20 protein-coding genes are annotated in these 19,599 nt (G+C 62.8%); 9 read left to right on the forward strand and 11 right to left on the reverse strand.

All coding sequences use genetic code 11. The features are described 5' to 3' along the window. Window positions 1-56 precede the first annotated feature (56 nt). Entirely contained in the window at window positions 57-1,079 is a 1,023-nt protein-coding gene (locus HWE04_RS17835; protein ID WP_446719240.1) for an HD-GYP domain-containing protein, read from the reverse strand. Window positions 1,080-1,248: 169 nt separating this feature from the next. On the opposite strand from HWE04_RS17835, the gene HWE04_RS17840 reads away from it, so the two are divergent. Further along, a complete protein-coding gene (locus HWE04_RS17840; RefSeq protein WP_039874051.1) occupies window positions 1,249-2,154 on the forward strand; it encodes a LysR family transcriptional regulator in 906 nt (301 codons plus the stop codon). Window positions 2,155-2,169: 15 nt separating this feature from the next. Here the strand turns inward: HWE04_RS17840 and HWE04_RS17845 are convergent, their stop codons facing one another. Next, window positions 2,170-2,679, reverse strand: a complete 510-nt coding sequence (locus HWE04_RS17845) for a MarR family winged helix-turn-helix transcriptional regulator (RefSeq protein WP_077235993.1) — start codon at window positions 2,677-2,679, stop codon at window positions 2,170-2,172. A 343-nt stretch (window positions 2,680-3,022) separates the two neighbouring features. Here HWE04_RS17845 and HWE04_RS17850 point away from each other — a divergent pair, with 343 nt between their 5' ends. Genes HWE04_RS17850 through HWE04_RS17860 form a run of 3 tightly spaced genes read left to right on the forward strand, consistent with a single transcriptional unit; the run spans window position 3,023 to window position 6,245 of the window. Then, window positions 3,023-4,072 carry an aromatic ring-hydroxylating dioxygenase subunit alpha gene (locus tag HWE04_RS17850; protein ID WP_241813253.1) on the forward strand — a complete coding sequence of 350 codons (1,050 nt, stop codon included), beginning with the start codon at window positions 3,023-3,025 and terminating at the stop codon, window positions 4,070-4,072. A gap of 9 nt (window positions 4,073-4,081) precedes the next feature. After that, window positions 4,082-5,038, forward strand: coding sequence for a PDR/VanB family oxidoreductase (locus tag HWE04_RS17855; protein WP_241813254.1), 957 nt, complete (start codon window positions 4,082-4,084; stop codon window positions 5,036-5,038). A gap of 22 nt (window positions 5,039-5,060) precedes the next feature. Next, window positions 5,061-6,245: an ABC transporter substrate-binding protein gene (locus HWE04_RS17860; protein ID WP_241813255.1), complete on the forward strand. Its 1,185-nt coding sequence runs from the start codon at window positions 5,061-5,063 to the stop codon at window positions 6,243-6,245. Window positions 6,246-7,027: 782 nt separating this feature from the next. Here the strand turns inward: HWE04_RS17860 and pcaCD are convergent. The 4 genes from pcaCD to pcaH all read right to left on the reverse strand — a co-directional run bounded on the left by pcaCD (window position 7,028) and on the right by pcaH (window position 11,053). Then, a complete protein-coding gene (gene pcaCD, locus HWE04_RS17865; RefSeq protein WP_241813256.1) occupies window positions 7,028-8,290 on the reverse strand; it encodes a bifunctional 4-carboxymuconolactone decarboxylase/3-oxoadipate enol-lactonase PcaCD in 1,263 nt (420 codons plus the stop codon). Between the two features lie 46 nt (window positions 8,291-8,336). Further along, window positions 8,337-9,713, reverse strand: a complete 1,377-nt coding sequence (gene pcaB / locus HWE04_RS17870; protein ID WP_241813257.1) for a 3-carboxy-cis,cis-muconate cycloisomerase — start codon at window positions 9,711-9,713, stop codon at window positions 8,337-8,339. Between the two features lie 110 nt (window positions 9,714-9,823). After that, complete coding sequence (locus HWE04_RS17875) at window positions 9,824-10,336, reverse strand: protocatechuate 3,4-dioxygenase (protein ID WP_102663457.1); 513 nt, start codon at window positions 10,334-10,336, stop codon at window positions 9,824-9,826. A gap of 24 nt (window positions 10,337-10,360) precedes the next feature. Then, window positions 10,361-11,053, reverse strand: coding sequence for a protocatechuate 3,4-dioxygenase subunit beta (pcaH, locus tag HWE04_RS17880; RefSeq protein ID WP_006461669.1), 693 nt, complete (start codon window positions 11,051-11,053; stop codon window positions 10,361-10,363). Between the two features lie 249 nt (window positions 11,054-11,302). On the opposite strand from pcaH, the gene HWE04_RS17885 reads away from it, so the two are divergent. Next, window positions 11,303-12,106, forward strand: a complete 804-nt coding sequence (locus HWE04_RS17885) for an IclR family transcriptional regulator domain-containing protein (RefSeq protein WP_241813258.1) — start codon at window positions 11,303-11,305, stop codon at window positions 12,104-12,106. A gap of 26 nt (window positions 12,107-12,132) precedes the next feature. Here HWE04_RS17885 and HWE04_RS17890 read toward each other — a convergent pair whose 3' ends face one another. Next, on the reverse strand, window positions 12,133-13,044 hold the full coding sequence (locus HWE04_RS17890; RefSeq protein WP_241813259.1) for a helix-turn-helix domain-containing protein: 912 nt from the start codon (window positions 13,042-13,044) through the stop codon (window positions 12,133-12,135). A gap of 157 nt (window positions 13,045-13,201) precedes the next feature. On the opposite strand from HWE04_RS17890, the gene HWE04_RS17895 reads away from it, so the two are divergent. Then, on the forward strand, window positions 13,202-14,368 hold the full coding sequence (locus tag HWE04_RS17895; RefSeq protein WP_241813260.1) for a 4-hydroxybenzoate 3-monooxygenase: 1,167 nt from the start codon (window positions 13,202-13,204) through the stop codon (window positions 14,366-14,368). 49 nt (window positions 14,369-14,417) lie between these two features. On the opposite strand, the gene HWE04_RS17900 is transcribed toward HWE04_RS17895, so the two are convergent. Then, complete coding sequence (locus HWE04_RS17900; protein WP_241813261.1) at window positions 14,418-14,741, reverse strand: hypothetical protein; 324 nt, start codon at window positions 14,739-14,741, stop codon at window positions 14,418-14,420. Between the two features lie 214 nt (window positions 14,742-14,955). On the opposite strand from HWE04_RS17900, the gene HWE04_RS17905 reads away from it, so the two are divergent. Continuing rightward, complete coding sequence (locus HWE04_RS17905; RefSeq protein WP_241813262.1) at window positions 14,956-15,522, forward strand: pyridoxamine 5'-phosphate oxidase family protein; 567 nt, start codon at window positions 14,956-14,958, stop codon at window positions 15,520-15,522. Window positions 15,523-15,537: 15 nt separating this feature from the next. Here HWE04_RS17905 and HWE04_RS17910 read toward each other — a convergent pair whose 3' ends face one another. Further along, window positions 15,538-16,467 (reverse strand): CPBP family intramembrane glutamic endopeptidase, encoded by a 930-nt coding sequence (locus tag HWE04_RS17910; protein ID WP_241813263.1) that lies wholly within the window; start codon window positions 16,465-16,467, stop codon window positions 15,538-15,540. 161 nt (window positions 16,468-16,628) lie between these two features. On the opposite strand from HWE04_RS17910, the gene HWE04_RS17915 reads away from it, so the two are divergent. Continuing rightward, window positions 16,629-17,495 carry an AraC family transcriptional regulator gene (locus HWE04_RS17915; protein ID WP_234294613.1) on the forward strand — a complete coding sequence of 289 codons (867 nt, stop codon included), beginning with the start codon at window positions 16,629-16,631 and terminating at the stop codon, window positions 17,493-17,495. Window positions 17,496-17,562: 67 nt separating this feature from the next. Here HWE04_RS17915 and HWE04_RS17920 read toward each other — a convergent pair whose 3' ends face one another. After that, window positions 17,563-17,994 carry a hypothetical protein gene (locus HWE04_RS17920; protein ID WP_077235979.1) on the reverse strand — a complete coding sequence of 144 codons (432 nt, stop codon included), beginning with the start codon at window positions 17,992-17,994 and terminating at the stop codon, window positions 17,563-17,565. 206 nt (window positions 17,995-18,200) lie between these two features. On the opposite strand from HWE04_RS17920, the gene HWE04_RS17925 reads away from it, so the two are divergent. After that, complete coding sequence (locus HWE04_RS17925) at window positions 18,201-18,725, forward strand: response regulator (RefSeq protein ID WP_006461678.1); 525 nt, start codon at window positions 18,201-18,203, stop codon at window positions 18,723-18,725. 85 nt (window positions 18,726-18,810) lie between these two features. Here the strand turns inward: HWE04_RS17925 and HWE04_RS17930 are convergent, their stop codons facing one another. Continuing rightward, a complete protein-coding gene (locus HWE04_RS17930) occupies window positions 18,811-19,290 on the reverse strand; it encodes an Lrp/AsnC family transcriptional regulator (protein WP_006461679.1) in 480 nt (159 codons plus the stop codon). Window positions 19,291-19,599 lie beyond the last annotated feature (309 nt).

Below are 19,599 nucleotides of genomic sequence, written 5' to 3' on the forward strand. Positions count from 1 at the left end.
CCAACCCTGACGCGCGCCTTGCCACCACGCCTTCTGGCGCCAACGCATCTCGCAGATTAAATGTGAACAGGCCCTAACGAGCCTACCGGGTAGATGCCCAGGGTCTTGACGAAAGCCAGCAATAGGTGGCGATCGAAATGTCCTTCCCAGCTGGCCATCTGGTAGAGCGCATCGGCCGGGTCCCAACCCTGTTTGTAGGGACGCTCCGAGGTCAGCGCGTCATAGACGTCGCAGATCGCCGTCATCCGGGTGTACTGGGTGATTGCTTCGGCTGCCAGGGCATCGGGATAGCCGCGCCCGTCCAGCCTTTCATGGTGATGCAGGCAGACCTCGCAGGCATAGGCTGGCATGTCCGGGTTCTGGATCAGGTATTGGTACCCCAGTTCCGGATGCCGCTTGATCAGGGCGAATTCCTCGTCGCTGAGCCTGCCGGGCTTGTTGAGGATGTCGTCGTCGATGAAGGCCTTGCCCACATCATGCAGATAACCGCACAGTCCTGCCTCGCGACAGGCCGACTCGCTCAATCCCAGCGTCCTGCCCAGGGCCACCATCAGCGCGCATACCGCTACCGAGTGCAGGTAGGTATATTCGTCATTGAGCTTGAGGCGCAGTACGCTGAGCAAGCCGGTCGGATCGCGCAGCACCGAGCAGGCGATCTCTTTCACCAGGTCCACGCATTGCGGTAGGGCCACCACCCTGCCCATGCGGGCCGCGGTGAACATACTGCGGGTGAGCTCCCTTGCATGTTCGCGCAGGGCGATGGCCTGTTCCAGGGCCGGGTCATCGGCCGTCCTCGTAACGATGACCTCGACAGCAAGTGCTGCGTCATCATCACCGCCGTCCCGAGGGGCTCCTGACGGCACCGTCATTCGATCATCTTCGACCGCCGCCATCACATCCCGACCACGCGAAATATCGATCCAGCAATAGGCGATGCCGCTGGCGCGTGCCTGTTCCAGGTCGTTCTCGTGCTTGAGCAGGAAGCGGGTCTTCCAGAACGGATGATTGAGCCAGCCGGCGTCGAAGCCGCAAAAGTACATCCCGAGGACCAGCTCCGCGACATTGATCTTCTTGAGCATGTTGTGGACGGGGTATGTCCGTGCGGAAACTATCGTCGCGTAATCATACCGTTCTGACTTTATTTGAGAATCCGTTAATCACGAATAACGTTTATTCGACATTGGAATTGGTAACTATTTTCAGGCGCTGTATGTTCGGCATCTTTCATGTGGGAAATGGGAGGGGAGAATGGCCAATTTCGATCTGAATCTATTGCCGATCGCCTTGGCAATCTTCGAGGAGCGCAGTGTCAGCGCGGCTGCAAGGAAGCTCGACATGAGCCAGCCTGCGGTGAGCATGGCGCTCAACAAACTGCGCAGCGCACTGGGTGATCCGCTATTCGTGAAGACCGGGCGCGGCATGCAGCCGACACCGCGCGCCTGCACCCTGATCGACCCCACCCGCGAAATCCTGCAGCGGGTTCATGCCGAAGTGCTGGCCAGCGAACAATTCACGCCGGCCACGACCACCAAGCGCTTCGTGCTGGCGCTGTCGGATATCGGTGAGCTGATGTTGTTGCCGAGGTTGCTGCAGCGGGTTCGTGACGAGGCTCCGCATGCCTCCGTGGAGACGGTGACGATGTCGCCCGAGGCACTGGTCGTGGCGCTGGAAAGCGGTGAGGTGGACCTGGCCATCGGCTATTTCCCCGACTTGAAGAACCGTAACTTCTTCCAGCAACGGCTGTTCTCACATGATTTCGTCTGCCTGCTGCGCGCCGAACATCCGCTGCTGGCGCAGGAGATCAGTCTGGATCAGTTCCTTGCCATGGGGCATATCGTCATCAATGCCGAAGGCCGTGACGAACCCATGTGCGAGCGTTTCCTGCTACGTCGCAAGATCAGGCGTCGGGTAGTCCTGTCGACTTCCCATTTCATGTCTATCCCGCTGTTGATCGCCACCTCTGACCTGATCGCCACTGTCCCGCGTGCCTTCGGCGAGTTCGTGGCACGCTTTTCCAATATCCGGCTGGTGGAGCCCGGGTTTGAGATGCCATCCCTGGACCTCAAGCAGCACTGGCATCGCAAGTATCACAAGGATGGCGGCAATGCCTGGCTGCGTAGCCTGACGACGGCGCTGTTTCCGACGGGTATGTAGCAAGTGGGACCGTCCTCAGTCCTCATCGCAGCTTTCGTTGCGCAACCTGGCCAGCGGGGCGCGGCTATGCGGGTTGTTTTCGTGCACCAGCTTGTCCAGCAGCAGCATGAATTGCGCTTTTTCGGCGTCATCCAGCGGTGCCAGGATGCGCTTGCGCAGCCGCTGCAATCCGGGAATCAGTTCCTGCAGCAGGGCCTCGCCGGCCGGCGTGATGCGCAGGGCGCGCTGGCGGCGGTTGTGCGGAATCACTTCGCGCACCAGCAGACCTTTTTCTTCCAGCCGCGCACAAACGGTGGCACCGGTGGACGTGTCGATGGCCACCAGCCCGGACAGCGTCACCTGATCGATGCCGGGGTGGTTGGAGAGCATGCGCAGGATGGCGTATTGCACCGGCGTGACCACGCCGCCGGTCTCGTCATGGAAGATCGAGACCGAAATCTGCTGGGCGCGCCGCAACAGGTGACCGGGATGTTCGTACAGGTCGATCAGCTGGCTTTCTTGGTCGGGGTGCGGTGTGGTGGACATGGTGTGGTCAGTCGATGAGCCGTGGCTCGCAGTTCGGATCGGCAGGGCGACGAGGTGAGCGGCAGTGTAGGGCAGGCCCGCGCTTTCCCTCAATCAATTGATGCAACGCGCAACGAAAAAACTCCGCCAGTGAGTTTACTTGCGCAGCGGATTAGCGGATACTTTTCTCATACATTCAGTGTACTGAATATTAAAACAAAAAAGCAGGAGACCCGACAGGATCTGGATCAACAGAATCGACAGACCTGCGGATCAACAAACAAGCAAGAGACCCAAGACTGATCATGGCGCCGGCCGTCCGTGCTGCGCGCCGATTGAGGAATTCACCCGAGAGGAGACTGTCATGTTCCCCAAGAATGCCTGGTACGTTGCCTGTACCCCCGACGAAATTGCCAGCAAGCCGCTGGGCCGCCAGATCTGCGGCGAGAAGATCGTGTTCTATCGTGGCGCCGAAGGCAAGGTCGCGGCGGTAGAGGATTTCTGCCCGCATCGTGGTGCGCCGCTGTCACTGGGTTTCGTGCGCGACGGCCAGCTGGTGTGTGGCTACCACGGACTGGAAATGGGATGCGACGGCAAGCCCGTCAGCATGCCTGGCCAGCGGGTGCGCGGCTTCCCGTGCATCCGCAGTTTTGCGGTGGTGGAGCGCTACGGTTTCATCTGGATCTGGCCGGGCGAGAAGGAGCTGGCCGATCCGGCCCTGATCCATCATCTCGAATGGGCGGACAACCCCGAGTGGGCGTATGGTGGCGGTCTCTATCACATCAACTGCGATTACCGGCTGATGATCGACAACCTGATGGATCTCACGCATGAGACCTATGTGCATGCCTCCAGCATCGGCCAGAAGGAAATCGACGAGGCCCCCGTGAACACCCGCGTCGAAGGTGAGCAGGTCATCACCAGTCGCTACATGGAAAACATCATGGCGCCGCCGTTCTGGCGCATGGCCTTGCGCGGCAATGGCCTGGCCGATGATGTCCCGGTGGATCGCTGGCAGGTCTGTCGCTTCACCCCACCCAGCCACGTCATGATCGAAGTCGGCGTGGCCCATGCCGGCCATGGCGGCTACGAGGCGCCCGCGCAGCACAAGGCATCCAGCATCGTGGTCGACTTCATCACGCCCGAGACCGAGACCTCGCACTGGTACTTCTGGGGCATGGCACGTCATTTCCGTCCCGACGATCAGGAGCTGACGGCCACCATTCGTGACGGCCAGGGCAAGATCTTCGGCGAGGACCGTGAAATGCTGGAACTGCAGCAGGCCAACCTGCTGAAGTATCCCGAGCGGCGCCTGCTGGCACTGAACATCGATGCCGGCGGCGTGCAGTCGCGCAAGATCCTCGACAAGTGGCTGGCCCGCGACGCCGAGGCCGGCAAGTCCGCAGCGGCATAAGGGGGCAGCATGACGACATTGCAGGTCAAGGTCGCCGCACGTCGCGAAGAGGCCGAGGGCATCATCGGCCTGGAGCTGGTGGCCGTCGATGGCGGGCCTTTGCCGGAGTTTGCAGCCGGGGCGCATATCGATGTGCATCTGCCGGGCGGCTTGCTGCGCCAGTATTCGTTGTGCAATGCGCCCCATGAACGGCATCGCTACCAGATCGGTGTTCTGCGCGATCCGCAGTCGCGTGGCGGTTCGCTGGCCGTGCATGATGCGCTGAAGGTGGGCGACCTCATCACCATCAGCGCGCCGCGCAACCAGTTCGCATTGCAGCCGGCGCCGCACAGCCTGCTGCTGGCCGGCGGCATCGGTGTCACCCCCATCCTCTGCATGGCCGAGGCATTGGCCACCGCTGGGGATTCGTTCGAGCTGCACTATTGTGCGCGCTCGCCAATGCGCCAGGCATTTCGCGAGCGCATTGCCGCTTCGACCTTCGCCGATCGTATCGTGCATCACTACGACGATGGCGAGGCCGATCAGAAACTCGACCTCGACGCCTTGCTGTCCAGGACCGATCCCTCCACCCGTATCTATGTCTGCGGCCCAACCGGCTTTATTGCACACGTGCTGGAGACGGCCCGCAGACGCGGCTGGCCGGAGTCGCAGCTGCACTTCGAGTATTTCGGCGCAGCACCGGCGCAGGCCGACGGCAACGCCGCCTTCGACGTGAAGCTGGCCAGCAGCGGCCAGGTCTATGCCATCCCGCCCGGGCGCACGGTGATCCAGGTGCTGTCCGAGCATGGCGTGGATGTGCCGGTGTCGTGCGAGCAGGGCATCTGTGGCACCTGCCTCACCCGCGTGCTGGAGGGTGAGCCCGATCATCGCGATCAGTACCTGACCGATGAGGAGCGCGCCGCCAATGATCAGTTCACCCCTTGTTGTTCCCGCGCAAAGAGCGCATTGCTGGTGCTGGATCTTTGAATAACTAAAGAGAGGAGACACGATGAGCGAAATGATCGATGCAAGGCGTCGCCAATTGATGCTGGCCGGCGCAGCACTGACCGCGACTGGCCTGCCCCTGCTGGCACGCGCCGCCGACCCGCTGAAGGTCGGCCTGATCGTGCCGATGTCGGGGCCGTTTGCCTCGACGGGGCGGCAGATCGAAGCGGCGGTGAAGCTGTACCAGCAGAAGAACGGCGACAGCGTGGCCGGGCGCAAGGTGGACATCCTGCTCAAGGATGATGGTGGTGTTTCACCTGACGTCACGAAGCGACTGGCGCAGGAGCTGGTGGCGCGTGACAAGGCACAAGTCCTGATGGGCTTCGGCCTGACGCCGCTGGCGCTGGCGGCAGCTCCCATCGCGACCCAGGCCAAGGTGCCGATGATCGTGACGGCTGCGGCTACCTCCATCATCGTGCAGCGTTCGCCCTATATCGTGCGTACTGGTTTCACGCTGGCGCAGGTGACGTCGCCGCTGGCGTCATGGGCAGCGAAGAATGGGATCAAGAGCGTGGTGACCTTCGTGTCGGATTATGGGCCGGGGCTGGATGCGGAGAAGGTGTTCGTGAAGACCTTCGGCGAGGCAGGCGGCAAGGTGGTGGAGAGTGTGCGGGTGCCGTTGCGCAATCCTGACTATGCGCCCTTCCTGCAGCGGGTGAAGGATGCCCGGCCGGAGGCGTTGTTCGTCTTCGTGCCCTCGGGTGAGGGGGCGGCGGTGCTCAAGCAGTTCACCGAGCGTGGGCTGGGCGCGGCGGGGATACGGCTGATCTGTACCGGAGATGTGCTGGATGATGATCTGATGGCCGGGATTGGTGCGGCGGCCAAGGATGTGGTGAGCAGTCATCATTATTCGGCGGCGCATGCTTCTGCGGCCAACAAGGAGTATGTGGAGGGGATCGCGCAGGCCAATAAGGGGATGCGGGCCAACTTCCATTCTGTGGGGGCTTATGACGGTATGCATCTTCTGTATGAATCGCTGAAGAAGACGGGGGGGGATGCCGATGGTGAGAAGTTGCTGGCGGCGATGAAGGGGATGAGCTGGGAGAGTGTGAGGGGGCCGGTGAGCATCGATGCGGGGACGCGGGATATTGTGCAGACCGTGTATATGCGCAAGGCCGAGGCTAAGGGGAATGAGTTCTACAACGTTGAGTTCGATAAGGTGGAGAAGGTGCGGGATCCTGGGGTTTGAGTGGTTTCGCAGCTTGGTCGTTGGGTTGTTGTGTAGTTGGGCTGGGGTAGTTTGCACGGAAGTTCTTCCTGCGCCCTGGCTTAATCTCTATCTTTCTCCGGGCGGGACGGAGCGCCGGGGGCGGCCCGGCAGCCGCTCACTTTTCTTGCTTCGCCAAGAAAAGTAAGCAAAAGAAGGCGACCCCTGAGAGCCAGCCCTCCTGCGGAGGGTCCCCACCGCAGCGGAGCAAAAAGTGGGAAAAATAGAGTCGCTTCGCTCCCACTATTTTTCTTGTCCACTTTTCGCTCCGCTGCGGTGGCTGGCTCTAAGGGGAATAGCCATACGGGCTCGCCTTCGGCCTCGCCATGGGCCGACTCGCCTTCGGCTTTGTCGGAGGGGGGTGATGTGATGTCGGTGAATCTGAAGTTGGAATGGCTGGTCCAAGGAGTTTGTTGGATCGAAGAGAGCCGAAGCGTCAGCGAGCCCTCAGCGAAGCCGAAGGCGAGCCGGATCGGCTGTCCGCTTCTGACCCGCCGCGTTGGCGCCCACGAGAACGGATCAGGAAAATAGTGGGAGCGAAGCGACTCTATTTTTCCCGTTCTCGTGGGTGCCAACGTGGGGACCCTCCGAAGGAGGGCGGGGCAGTAGCGGTCGCCTTCTTTTGCTTACTTTTCTTGGCGAAGCAAGAAAAGTGAGCGGCTGCCGGGCCGCCCCCGGCGCTCCGTCCCGCCCGGAGAAAGATAGACATTAAGCCAGGGCGCAGGAAAGATTTCCGTGCAGACTACTCAAGTCCAGCAAAAAATTCACAACCCTTCAATAAACCCGGCAACCAGCCCATCAAACACCACAGGCTGCTCCACCGCACTGATATGAGAAGCCCCGGCAATCACCTCCAGCCGGGCAGCAGCGATCGCATCCACCAGGGCCTGTGCCATGGCCACCGGCGTCCCCTGATCCAGCTCCCCCGCAATCACCAGCGTAGGCACCTTGATGGCACCAAGCCGTGCAGTGGTATCCACCGTCCCGACCGCATGACAGCATCCGACATAGCCCATTGCATCGGTAGTGACCAGCCGATGACGATAGCGCGCCACCGTCGCCCCGTGTGCCACCCGGAAGCCCTCATGGAAATAGCGCCCCATCACGGCATCGGCAATCGCCTCGATTCCGTCCGCCCGCACGGTAGCAATACGCTGCTGCCAGGCCGCCTGCGCCGCCTCCGGATAGGCCGAGGTGGTATTGGCCAGCACCAGCGCCCGCACCAGTCCGGGATGCCGCAACGCCAGCTCCTGCCCCACCATGCCACCCATGGACAGACCCACCCATACCACCGGCCCGGTATCGAGCTCACGCAGCAGGCGCGCCGCATCGTCGGCCAGGTCGGCCATGCTGTAGAGGCCATCCAGCTTCTCCGAGCTGCCATGCCCGCGATGATCATAGGCAATCACGCGGCAATCTGCCGACAGCCTGTTGGCCAGCCCATCCCACATCATCAGGTCGGCACCCAGCGCATGTGACAGCACCACCGTATGGCGCGGAGACTTGCCGTTACGGGGCTCGCGTAAGGTGTAATGCAGCGCCGGGGAAGAGGTGGTACGACCCGCACGGCCGATGCCGGGATGCACGCTGTTGGCAGGCGCCTGCGGCGCAACCACATAGCCGATCTGCTCACCCACTTCACGCAGGATTTTCTGCGCGTGGGTGAAGGCAGTATTGCCCGCCGGGACGCCGGCATAGACTGCTGCCTGGATCATGACTTCCTTCATTTCGTCCGGCGTCAGACGAGTCGCGGGATCGGCGGTGAGGCCGGCACGGACGTGCAGTTCGAATTCTTCCCAGCGGCCCAGGGCGATGGTGATGGCCAGCACGATGATGCGGCGGGTCTTGTGGTCCAGACCGGGGCGGCCCCAGATTTCGTTCCAGGCGAAGCGGGTGATGAGATTCTGGAAGTCGGCATTGAAGTTGGTGGCGTTGGCCACCGACCGGTCCACCCACTGATCGCCCAGCACACTGCGGCGGTTGCGCATGCCGCGCTCGAAGTCATGGTCCAGCGGATCGTAGCTCATGGTGTTCTCTCTCTGTTTTGGTGTGTTCTTGTTGGGGACGCTGCACTCAGGCCGGTGGCCTGCCTTGTGCAGCCTGCATTCTTTCAAGCTGCTGCTCGGCCAGGCGGCGTGCCGGGCGGGTCGCGATGACGGGGTCGAACAGGGCGCGCAGATGCGCGCTGTCCAAACTCTTGTGCAGCGATTCGTCAGACTCCACCGCCGCGACCAGCAGGTCCACCAGCTGCCCGCCCTCGGCCACGGTCTTGCGCGTCAGTTGTTCCAGCAGGGCATGTGCTCGCGGGCGGCCGATCACGGTGGCCAGCGCGATGGAGGCCGACTCGGCAAATACCAGGCCCTGCAGGGCATCGATGTTGCGCAGCATGCGCTCCTGGTCGATCTGCAGGCCGGCGAAGGCTTCATTGAGCGCACGCAGGGCGCCATGTACACCGAGGAACAGGGCCGGCCACTCGGCCAGTTCGGCTTGCCAGTTGCCCAGGCCGCGTTCGTGCTGCTGTCCCATGGCGGCCAGCAGCGCCGCGGCTTGCTGTGGGGCGCGGGCAGCGGCGGCCAGCGCGATCATGGAGGAGACCGGGTTGCGCTTGTGCGGCATGGCCGAGGAACCGCCACGGCCGTTGCCGGAGGGCTCAGCCAGTTCGGCGATCTCGCCTTGCGCCATCAGCGACAGGTCGGTGGCGATTTTGCCCAGGCTGCCGGCCAGTACGGCCATCTCGGTACCCAGCCTGATCCATTGGTCGCGCTGGGTATGCCAGGCGGCTTCGGGCGTGGCCAGTTCCAGTGCCGCCGCCATGCGGGCGGCGACCGCCGGTCCTTTGTCACCCAGTACCGCAAGCGTGCCGACTGCACCGCCCAGTTGCAGTTGCAGGGCATGACTGGACAAGCTCTGCAACTGCGCCCGCGAGCGCAGCAGCGGCGCGGCCCAGCCACAGAATTTGAAGCCCAGGCTGGTGACCTGGGCTGGCTGCATCAGGGTGCGCGCCAGTACCGGTGTTTCCAGATGGCTGCGTGCCAGTTCCAGCAGTCGCTGCGTCAGGGTCGCCAGTTCGGCGTCGATCAGGTCGAGTGCGTTGCGCGTGACCAGCACCATGGCCGTGTCCAGTACATCCTGGCTGGTGCTGCCCCAGTGCACATGGGTCGCGGCTTCTTCGCTGTAGAGCGCAACCGTGCGCTGTAATTCCTTGACCAGGGGGATGGCCAGCGCACCGGCACGGCGGCCGGCCACGATCAGTGCCGGGATGTCGTACAGCGGCGCCCGGCAGACACTGGCGATGGCGCGGGCAGCGGTCTCGGGAATCACGCCTTCGGCGGCTTCGGCCTCGGCCAGCGCCTGTTCGAAGCGCAGCATGGCTTGCACCACGGCCTGGTCGTCGAAGACGGCGATCATCTCGGACGTGGTGAGGAAGCTGTCGAATATGGAAACGCTCATGAAATCTCCAGGTTGATCCGCCGCCATGGTGCCGTAACGCAAACGGGATCCGGCAGGCCTGAGCCTGCGGATCCCCTGTTGCTGGCGCCGTGGGTGGCGGTCAGTTCAGATCAGATGTAGTCGAAGAATACCGTCTCGTGCTCGCCCTGCATGTGGATATTCCACAGATAGCTGCCATCTGCCTGCTTGCGGGCGATGAGGGTGTCGCGGCGGTTCGGCGGTACCTGTTCCAGCAGTGCCGATTGTGCCAGGGCCGGGTCGTCTTCCAGGAACACCGCGCTGAACTGGTGTTTGACCAGGCCACGGGCGAACACGGTGACATAGGCCACCGGCTTGCCGGCCGCTGCCTGCGGTTGCGAGATGGAGAAGGCGAAGCCGCCGTCTTCGCCGCTCGGTACGCGACGATAGCCGGGGATGGCATGGGCGCTCTCGGCCGGGGCGCTGCCGGGCAGCCAGGCCTCGGCCCAGGCGTCGTTGATGGGCTGGCCGTCGCCGTCGAAGATGGCACCGCGAACCTTGATCTGCGCGGCGCTGCTGTCCACGCGGGCGGTCAGTTCCACGGCCCAGGCCCAGGCTTCGTGAGGGAAGGGGCCGATGGTTTGGGAGGTGGTGATATTGCTCATGTCTGCTCCTGCTCAGTCTGTATGTCAGATACCCATGGGCGTGCCGTTGCGGCCGCGCAGGACGATGTCGAATTCGTAGCCGAGCATCTTGTCGTCCACCGTCTCTTCCAGCGAAAAGCGCGAGATCAGGCGCTGGCGGGCAGCCTTGTCAGGGATGCTCTGGAAGATCGGGTCATAGTCGAACAGCGGGTCATTGGGGAAGTACATCTGCGTGACCAGGCGCTGCGCATAGACGTTGCCGAACAGTGAGAAGTGGATGTGCGCCGGACGCCAGGCCTTGTGGTGGTTGCCCCAGGGATAGGGTCCGGGCTTGATGCTGACAAAGCGATAGCGACCGTCGTCGTCGGTGAGCATCTTGCCGAAGCCGGTGAAATTGGGGTCCAGCGGCGCATCGTGCTGGTCCTTCTTGTGGAAGTAGCGGCCGGCGGCATTGCATTGCCAGACTTCCAGCAGGGAATTGCGTACCGGCTTGCCGTCTTCGTCCAGCACGCGGCCGGTGACGACGATCTTCTCGCCCAGAGGTTCGCCCTTGCCCTGCTTGGTCAGGTCCATATCGTGCGGCAGGATCAGCCTGGGCGAGGCAAACAGGTTGGTGCCGGTGGCGGTCTCGTCGCGCACGCGCAGGGGCGCCTGGGTGGGACCGCGCTTGGCGGTGGATTTGTAGGGGGGGTAGATCAGTTCCGGATAGACACCGGGTTCGATGGCATCGAATTGCATGAGGTCTCCTCAGGTCGTTAGGGGCGGCTGCGCCTGCACACATTGCCGTGCTAGCTGGAATGTGCGATTTGCGCGCCGTGCTTGGGTATGGGGAGATAGTAGGCAAGCCCCCGGACTGCCTCAAGGCTAACGCAGCGCAGCATATTCGCCATTCGCCCGCTTTGTGCGAGAATCGCACAAATGGCCGATTTTCTGCAGCAAGCCTGCGGTGACCGGTATCAACTTGTCTTATCCACAGGGCGGGGACGCATGCAGCAAGAGCGAATCGACGAGGACATGGCCGAGGACGACGAGGCGGGGCCGCTGAAGCGCGACCTGGTGGCGGGCCTGGAAAAGGGCCTGCAGGTCATCGAAGCCTTCGACCAGGAGCGCTCGCGCCTGACCATCGCCGAGGTGGCGCATTTGACCGGACTGACCCGCGCCGCCGCCCGGCGGTATCTCATCACGCTGACCCATCTGGGTTACATGCGCCACGACAACAAGACCTTTTCGTTGACGCCGACGGTGCTGCGGCTGGGCCAGTCCTACCTGCACTCGGCACGCCTGCCGCGCATCGTGCAGCCCTTGCTGTACCGGCTGGCCTATTCGCTGGGCGAGGCGGCCTCGTGCGGGGTGCTGGACCACGATCAACTGGTGTGCGTAGCGGCGGTGAGCGCGGGGCAACTGGTCTCGACCACCCTGCAGCCAGGGACGCGGGTGCCGGCCTATTGCACTGCCAATGGCCGCATCCTGCTGGCCAATCTGCCTCAGGCGCAGCTCGAGGTCATCCTGGCCCGCGCTCAACCGGAGGCCATTACCGTCAACACCATCACCGATCCTGAACGCCTGGCCCTGGAGATCGCGCGCGCCCGCGCCCAGGGTTATGCGCTGGTGGATCAGGAACTGGAACTGGGCCTGCGCACCATGGCCGTGCCGGTGCGCAACTTCCGCGGCGAGGTGGTGGCGGCCATGAACATCAGCGTGCATGCGGGGCGGATGAAGCTGGAGGACATGGTCGAACGCTGCCTGCCGGCCATGCTCAAGATACAGGTGGAATTGGGCGCGCTGCTCTAGGCGCAGGAAAGGGGGGCGCCGTCAGCTCATTCCTCCACGTGCGTGCGACGGTACTGCTTGGGCGTCACGCCCATGTGTCGTTTGAAGAGACGGCTGAAGTAGGCGGGGTCCTGGAAGCCCAGCTCATAGGCGATGGTCGCCACCCCGGATGGCACATAGGTCAGCTTGCGGCAGGCTTCCAGGATCAGCCGCTGCTGCGCCAGGTCGAATGCGGAATGGCCCGCCAGTTTCAGGCACAGGCGGTTCAGGCGGCTGGGCGTGACGCGCAGCTTGTCGGCATACACCGCGACTTGCCATTGTTCCCGGAAATGTTGCTCCACCAGCGTGCGGAAGCGACTGAACAGTTCGAAATCCCCGCGTCCGCTGAGCTCGGCCGAGCGATGGTCAGCCTCCAGTCGCACCAGTAGCAACATCACGCTGCGTGCCAGCCATTCCAGCATCAATGCGTGCCCGGTGCGGGGCGCGGCTGATTCGGCGATCAGCAGGCGCAGCAGGGTTTCCATGCGGGCATGCAAGTCCGGAACCCGCCCCAGTTCGATGGCCATCGGTCGCAGGAACAGCGGAGAAAACAGCTCGCCATGGGCCTCGCCGCCACCGCCTGAAAACACGATGTGCGGGTCCACCGTCAGCACGAAACCTACCGCCTGTTCCGAAAAGTCAAAGCCATGCACCAGTGATGGATGGATGGTGATGACGACCGGGCCGTCATAGTCCCATACCTCGTCCTCCATCAGCGCGCTGACATGGCCGGACATTAAAAAAAGTACCTGAAAAAGTCCGGCATGTGTGTGCGGTGCAATATGCCAGTCATGGATGCGGCTGCGCGTCTCGATCAGTTCGATATGGACCGATTCGGCATCATCCGGCCGCACAGCCTCGCCGTACAAGGAAAACTGGGGGACCTCGCTGGTGCGGGGTTTGTTGCGTGCCAGGGGCATGGGGTCTCCGTCCGTCGCGCTTTGGGTAGGGTTTGTCGTTCTGTTCTGTAAAAATAGTACAAGTTTTTGCCGGGATCATCCATTTTTATATGGCCGCCTGGCGACTAAGATTCGCTCCATACCAGAACAAAAAACAACCTTCATTACGGAGACCCCCATGCGTACCCAAGTCGCCATCATCGGCGCCGGCCCGGCCGGTTTATTGTTATCCCATCTGTTGCATCTCAAAGGCATCGAATCGGTCGTGCTGGAAACCCGCAGCCGCGAAGAAATCGAGTCCACCATCCGCGCCGGCGTGCTGGAACAGGGCACCATGGACATCCTCACCGATACCGGCGTGGGGGAACGCATGAAGCGCGAAGGCGCCTTGCACCATGGCATCGAACTGGCCTTCGGCGGGCAGCGTCACCGGATCGACCTGACTGAGTTGACCGGCAAGGCCATTACCGTCTATGCCCAGCATGAAGTGATCAAGGACCTGGTGGCTGCGCGCCTGGCTGCACAGGGGCAACTGCTGTTCGAGGTCAGCGGTACCACGATCGAAGGTGTCGACACCGACAAGCCCCGCGTGCGCTTCCTGCACGCGGGTGAACAGCATACGCTGGAGGCCGATTTCATTGCCGGCTGCGACGGCTTCCATGGCGTCTCCCGCCCGGCCATTCCGGACAGCAAGCGCCAGGACTATCAGCGGGTCTATCCCTTCGGCTGGTTCGGCGTGCTGGTGGAAGCGCCGCCGTCCTCGGACGAGCTGATCTATGCGCAGCATGACCGCGGTTTCGTGCTGGTGAGCACGCGCTCGCCTACCGTGCAGCGGCTCTACTTCCAGTGCGACCCCAAGGACAGCGTAGACAACTGGAGCGATGACCGCATCTGGAACGAATTCCACTGCCGCCTGGAAAATGGCGACGGCTGGAGTCTGAAGGAGGGCAAGATCTTCCAGAAAGGCATCATCGGCATGCGCAGTTTCGTGTCCACGCCGATGCAGCACGGGCGCCTGTTCCTGGCCGGCGATGCGGCCCACATCGTGCCACCGACCGGGGCCAAGGGGTTGAACCTGGCAGTAGGGGACGTCAAGCGCCTGGCCGAGGGGATCGAGGATTTCTATCGCACATCCAGCGAGGAAGGCCTGGCTTCCTATACCGAACTGGCGCTCAAGCGCATCTGGCGCGCCGAGTACTTCTCATGGTGGATGACCAGCATGCTGCATACCTTCGAGGACGCCTCGCCCTTCCAGCGGCAGATACAGCGTGCCGAACTGGAGAACGTGGTCAATTCGCGGGCGCTGTCGACGGCGTTGGCGGAAAACTATGTCGGCGCCTTCTGAACCTGGGCAAGACTTCCATTGACGATGACGCCCGCGCAAGCGGGCGTTTTCATTGGCGCAGGTCGGGCGCTGGCAAGGTGTCGGCGCCGTCCTCGTCACCGTGCGCAAGCAAACGGCGATAGTGGCGTCGGGCAACGTAGACGCAGGCGTGCCAATAGCACTGCGCGCCGACAAGTGCTCCGGCGATGCTGCCGGGATAGCCCATGCAGATACTGCGTCCCAGCCCCGCCAGCAAGGCGCAGGCCAACAGGCCCAGCCAGGTCTGCCAGTGATGAAACAAACGCAGCGAGACGCCTCGCCAGCGCGCAAGGCGTTGCCGGCGGTCAAGGCAGGAAAGTTCGGGTATCTGTTTGAGCGACCAGTAGATTTTCATGCCAGGCTCCGTGTTTTCCCGCCGTGGCGCGGGGAGAGGGACGTGCTGCAATCTGGACTTCGATGGGGGACATGCTTGAGCATCCATGTTGGCACAGCGCTCTGACAATGCACTGACGCTGAACTGACATAACGATGTCGTTTTTTTCGGGCGGGTGATTTTCCAGCAGAGGCGGATCGAAGCAGCACGTCGAACCAGGCTCTACAATGCCGCCATGAACTTGCCCGAACTCCATACCCATCTGTGGGATGCCCTGCGCCTCGGCGCCAGTCCCACCCGATCAGCTTTTACCATCTGGCAGCTTGCGACCCTGGGGCTGGACGGTGCGCCCCAATTGCGCTCCATCGTCTTGCGCGAGGCTGACGAGTCGACCGGCACGCTCGCCTTCCATACGGACCGTCGTTCTCCCAAGCTGGCCGACATCGATGCCGATGACCGGGTGGCCATGCTGTCGCTGGATTTGGATCGACATGTGCAACTGCGCCTGAACGGCAGGGCGCGCCCGGTGCAGGACGGTGCGCGTGTGCGACGCATGTGGGACGGGGCGCGGCCGCATACGCTGATCCTCTACCAGACCCCGCATCCACCGGGAACGGTCATCGCCCAGCCGGAGGACGGCCATGTTCCGTCAGAGCCCGCGCACAGCGGCTTCGACAATTTCACCCTGGTCGAGGTGGTGCTGGATGCCATCGAATACCTCGACCTGACGCCGGGTCAGCATTGCCGCGCCGTGTTCCGCCGCGACGACGGCGCGTGGCGCGGACAATGGATCGCGCCCTGAACGGGTGACGCCGTATCAGGCCAGCGCGGGATAGGTAAAGCCGAGGAAGTGCACGGCATTGAGCGCGAAGTGGACCGCGATGGCGGCTTCGATGCGACCACTGCGCTGGAAGACGATGGCATAGCCGAGACCGGCCACGCTCGCCAGTGCGGCATAGACCATCCCTCCCCCCAGATGGGCCGCGCCGAACAGCACGGCCGACACCACGACGGCCAGCAATTTCCCGCCGCGCAGCGTGTGCAGCGCCAGTTGCAGGCGCTGCTGGATCAGCCCACGGAAGAAGGCTTCTTCCGCCACCACCGTCAACAACAGGTTGATGGCGAGGAAGGTGGCGGCAAAGGGCGGCCACTTGGCTTCGGGCCGCACCATGCCGAGCAGCCAGCCCGACAGCATGACCACTACGATGGTAAGCAGGCCCGGCAGCAGTGCGCGGCGCAGTGCGGCCTGCCATTGCTTGCATGCATGGCAACGCGGCGCCAGCAGCGCCAGCAGCAACAGCCCGGCAGCACCCTTGTCGAGATTCGCATACAGCATGAAGGGTAGCGCGTCCTGCGTGACGGCCTGGCGCGGCAGGACCAGCGGATTGAGAAAGCCCGGCCAGCGATGCATGGCCAATAGCAGGCTCAGCACGATGACCGGGATCAGCCACATGCCGGCCGGCCATGCGTGTTGTGCATGGCGTGCATGGGCGGCTCGCCACGCGCTCACGCCCAGCAGCAGCAAGCCGAGCACGCCGGTCACGGTGAGCTGGCCGTTGAGCAGGGCCGCGACCACGGCCAGCACCAGCAAGAGCAGCCAGGGCGGCAGCCGCATCGGGCCACGCAGGGGCAGCGCAGGAAGCCAGACGGTGCAGATGGCCAGCATCAGCAGCAGGGTGGCGGTGAGAGATGGTAGCGATGGCTGTGAGGGCAACGAAAGCAACGAAAGCAACGAGAAGGCGGACATTGGCGGCTACGACAGATGTCGGATTGATGGGAGCGGTGTTTTACCATGATGGGCGACCTTGAAGTGGCGCAGGCGCATCATTTCATGAAAACATTGCGCAATTTCGGTCAGGATTTCGCCTGCCGATTCTTGCACAGTACGTCCCGTGAACCGAGGACAAGATGAGTGACGCCCGCAGAAAATCCTATGTAGCCCGTTTCGAACGGGTACTTGACCATATCGAACGTCATCTCGACGATGCGCTTGATGTAGATCGCCTGGCCGGCGTCGCCCATTTTTCGCGGTTCCATTTCCAGCGGCAGTTTGCCGACTTCGTCGGTGTCGGGGTGGCTCGCTATATCCTGCTCATGCGTCTGAAACGGGCCAGCCTGCAACTGGCGTTCCGGCACGAGAGCAGGATCATCGAGATCGCCCTGCAGGCCGGTTTTGAAAATCCGGAATCCTTTACCCGCGCTTTCAGGAGCGCCTTCGGACAATCGCCTTCGCAGTTCCGGCGTGCGCCCGACTGGCCGGCCTGGAACGAGCGTTATGTGTTCCGTATCCCTGAAAGGAAAGTGGACGTGCAAGTCGATATCGTCATGGTAGAACCCGTTCGCATCGCCGTGCTGGAGCATCGCGGTCCGGTGCCCAATCTCAACGCCACGGTGGCGCGTTTCATCGAATGGCGCAAGTCATCAGGCCTGTCGCCAGTGGAGCGCTGCCGCACCTTTGGTCTGGCCTGGGACAATCCGGATACCACGCCGCCGGAGCAATTCCGTTTCGATATCTGCGGAGAAATCGAGAGCGCCCTGCCGGACAATCCGCAAGGCCTGGTGGAGAAGCTGATTCCGGGTGGGCGCTGCGCCCGGGTGCGGCATGCGGGCGCGCACGAACGCCTGGCCGAGAGCATCTATCCGCTCTATCGTCAGTGGCTGCCCGGCAGTGGGGAGGAATTGCGTGATTTCCCGCTGTACTTCCACTACCTCAATCTGCTGCCGGATACGCCGCCGGGCGAGCTGCTGACCGATATCTATCTGCCGCTGAAGTAGTGCTGGAGGAATGCTGAAGTAACGTTGACGTAACGTTGAATTAACGCTGAAGGAAGGGCAGGGAGCTTCACGCCACCAGGGCCTGCGAGAAATGCGCGACCTGGTGCGCCGGCACCAGCAGAGGGATGAAGGAGGCGTCGTTCATGGCCAGCCAATAGGGCAGGTGCGGGCTGGCATCGAACCCGTAGTTGCTGCCGTCGAGCTGCCAGAAGCGTGGCACTGCCAGCGGTGGGCGCACCGTATTCTTGAGCTGGTCCAGGCTGGCCAGGCGCTGTGCGCAGGGCCGGAAGCTGGACAGGGCAGCACGTTCCCCGCTGGCGGCGAAGCCAGCCGTGGCAAACCAATCCAGTACCTTGCACGGGCTGGCGTTGAGGCTGGCCCAGTCATGGGTGGCGCCGCCGCGCGCCGTGACGAGGCGGGCGCCGCCGCTGACGTACAACTCGACCATGCCTAGCAGGGCGGCGGGAACGGGGACACGGACTTTGGTAAAGGGCATCATGGACAGGGGCTTCCTTGGAGTGGAGGATCAACTGTTGCCAGTCTAGCCAGTCCATCGTGATTCGCCGATAGGGGAAATCCTGACAGCTTGCTGTCAGCTTCGGCCGGGACGTCAGGAATTTCCCGATGCCGGCGACGGCCGTGCTCCTGTACAACGGTAGCTGGCAGTCTGCCCTTGCTTCAGTTGTTTCACAGGATGTCCCAAGAATGAATTTCCCCAGTATCGTGATGATCGATCCCAGCCAGGAAGCCGTCGAGCTGGCCCGTTTCGCGCTGTGGCGCTCGGGTCTGCATTGCGCCTTCCGCAGTTGCCCCGATGCGGCCAGCGCCCGGCGTTGCCTGCTGCAGGGGCGGCGCAGCGGCGATGGCGTGGCGCCTTGTCTGATCCTGCTGGAGTCCGACATGGGCTGCTACGACGGTCTGGAGCTGCTGCGCGAGTTGCGCGCCAGCAAGCATCTGGCGCAGGCGCCGGTGGTGGTGTTTCCCTCGCGGGACATGGAGGGCGAGCAGGCGGCACTGGCGGCCGGTGCCAGTCAATACCAGCCCAAGCCGGTCGACGGCGAGCACTATGCGCGTTGCGTGGTGGAGATGGTGGAGCGCTGGTGCGATGCCCTGGCGGCGAGGGAACCGGTACCGGCCAAGGTGATGGCGTCGGTCCTGGGAGGTGCGGAGGCGCACCCGGCACGGCGGCGTGATGATCCGGCCAGACCGGAGGATGAGACCTCGCATTGAGTGCCGGCAGATCGCTGCTGACGCTGGAAAAAACGAAAGGGCCGGGCGGCCCTTTTTTCATTGCTGCGTCAGCCCCGCAGGCGGTTCAGCGGCGCGTCTTGATCTTGGGCGTGGGCAACGCCGTCTTGTACTTGATCTGCTTGAGGGCAAAGCTGGAACGGATATTCTTGATGCCGGGAATCTTGGTCAGGTGATCGACGATAAAATGTTCCAGCGTCAACAGGTCGGGCACCACGATGCGCAGCAGGTAATCCTCGTCGCCGGTCATCAGGTACACTTCCATGACCTCATCGAAGGCACTCACGGCCGTCTCGAACTGGGCCAGCGCTTCGGCGCCCTGGCGCTCCAGGATCACCTTGACGAAGACGTTGACCTTCAGGCCCAGCAGGTGCGGATCGGCCAGCGCCACGTAGCGCGAGATGATGCCTTCGGTTTCCAGCCGCTTCACACGGGCCAGGGTTGGCGATGGCGAGAGGTTGATACGGCTGGCGAGCTCCAGATTGCTGATCGAACTGTTCTCCTGAAGGATGTTCAGGATGCGCAAATCGGTGGTATCTAGTTCCATTATCGAAATTAAATTCTGTCGGTTTCAGTTTTGCAGCACTGGATGCTGAATATTGTACGGCAACTTCCTGTTTTAAGTGACTCATGCCGGGCCATCCGGCGTATCGTAGTCCGGTAGTTCATCTCGCAAGCTAGCCCTTACCACCAAGACAAGACCGAAAAGGCGTCGGGCGCGGGGAGACCGATGGCGCGGCCTGTGTTTTACCGGCTTTTCGTCTCTTTGCATAGCAGCGATTGCAGCGGCAGCAGGTTTTATGCCGACCCGCGCTGCGCCAGCCTCGGCGTGCGACCAGACAGGAGATCAGGAAGT

It is taken from the genome of Herbaspirillum sp. C7C2 (assembly GCF_022627865.1).
GTDB classification, from domain to species: domain Bacteria; phylum Pseudomonadota; class Gammaproteobacteria; order Burkholderiales; family Burkholderiaceae_D; genus Herbaspirillum; species Herbaspirillum frisingense.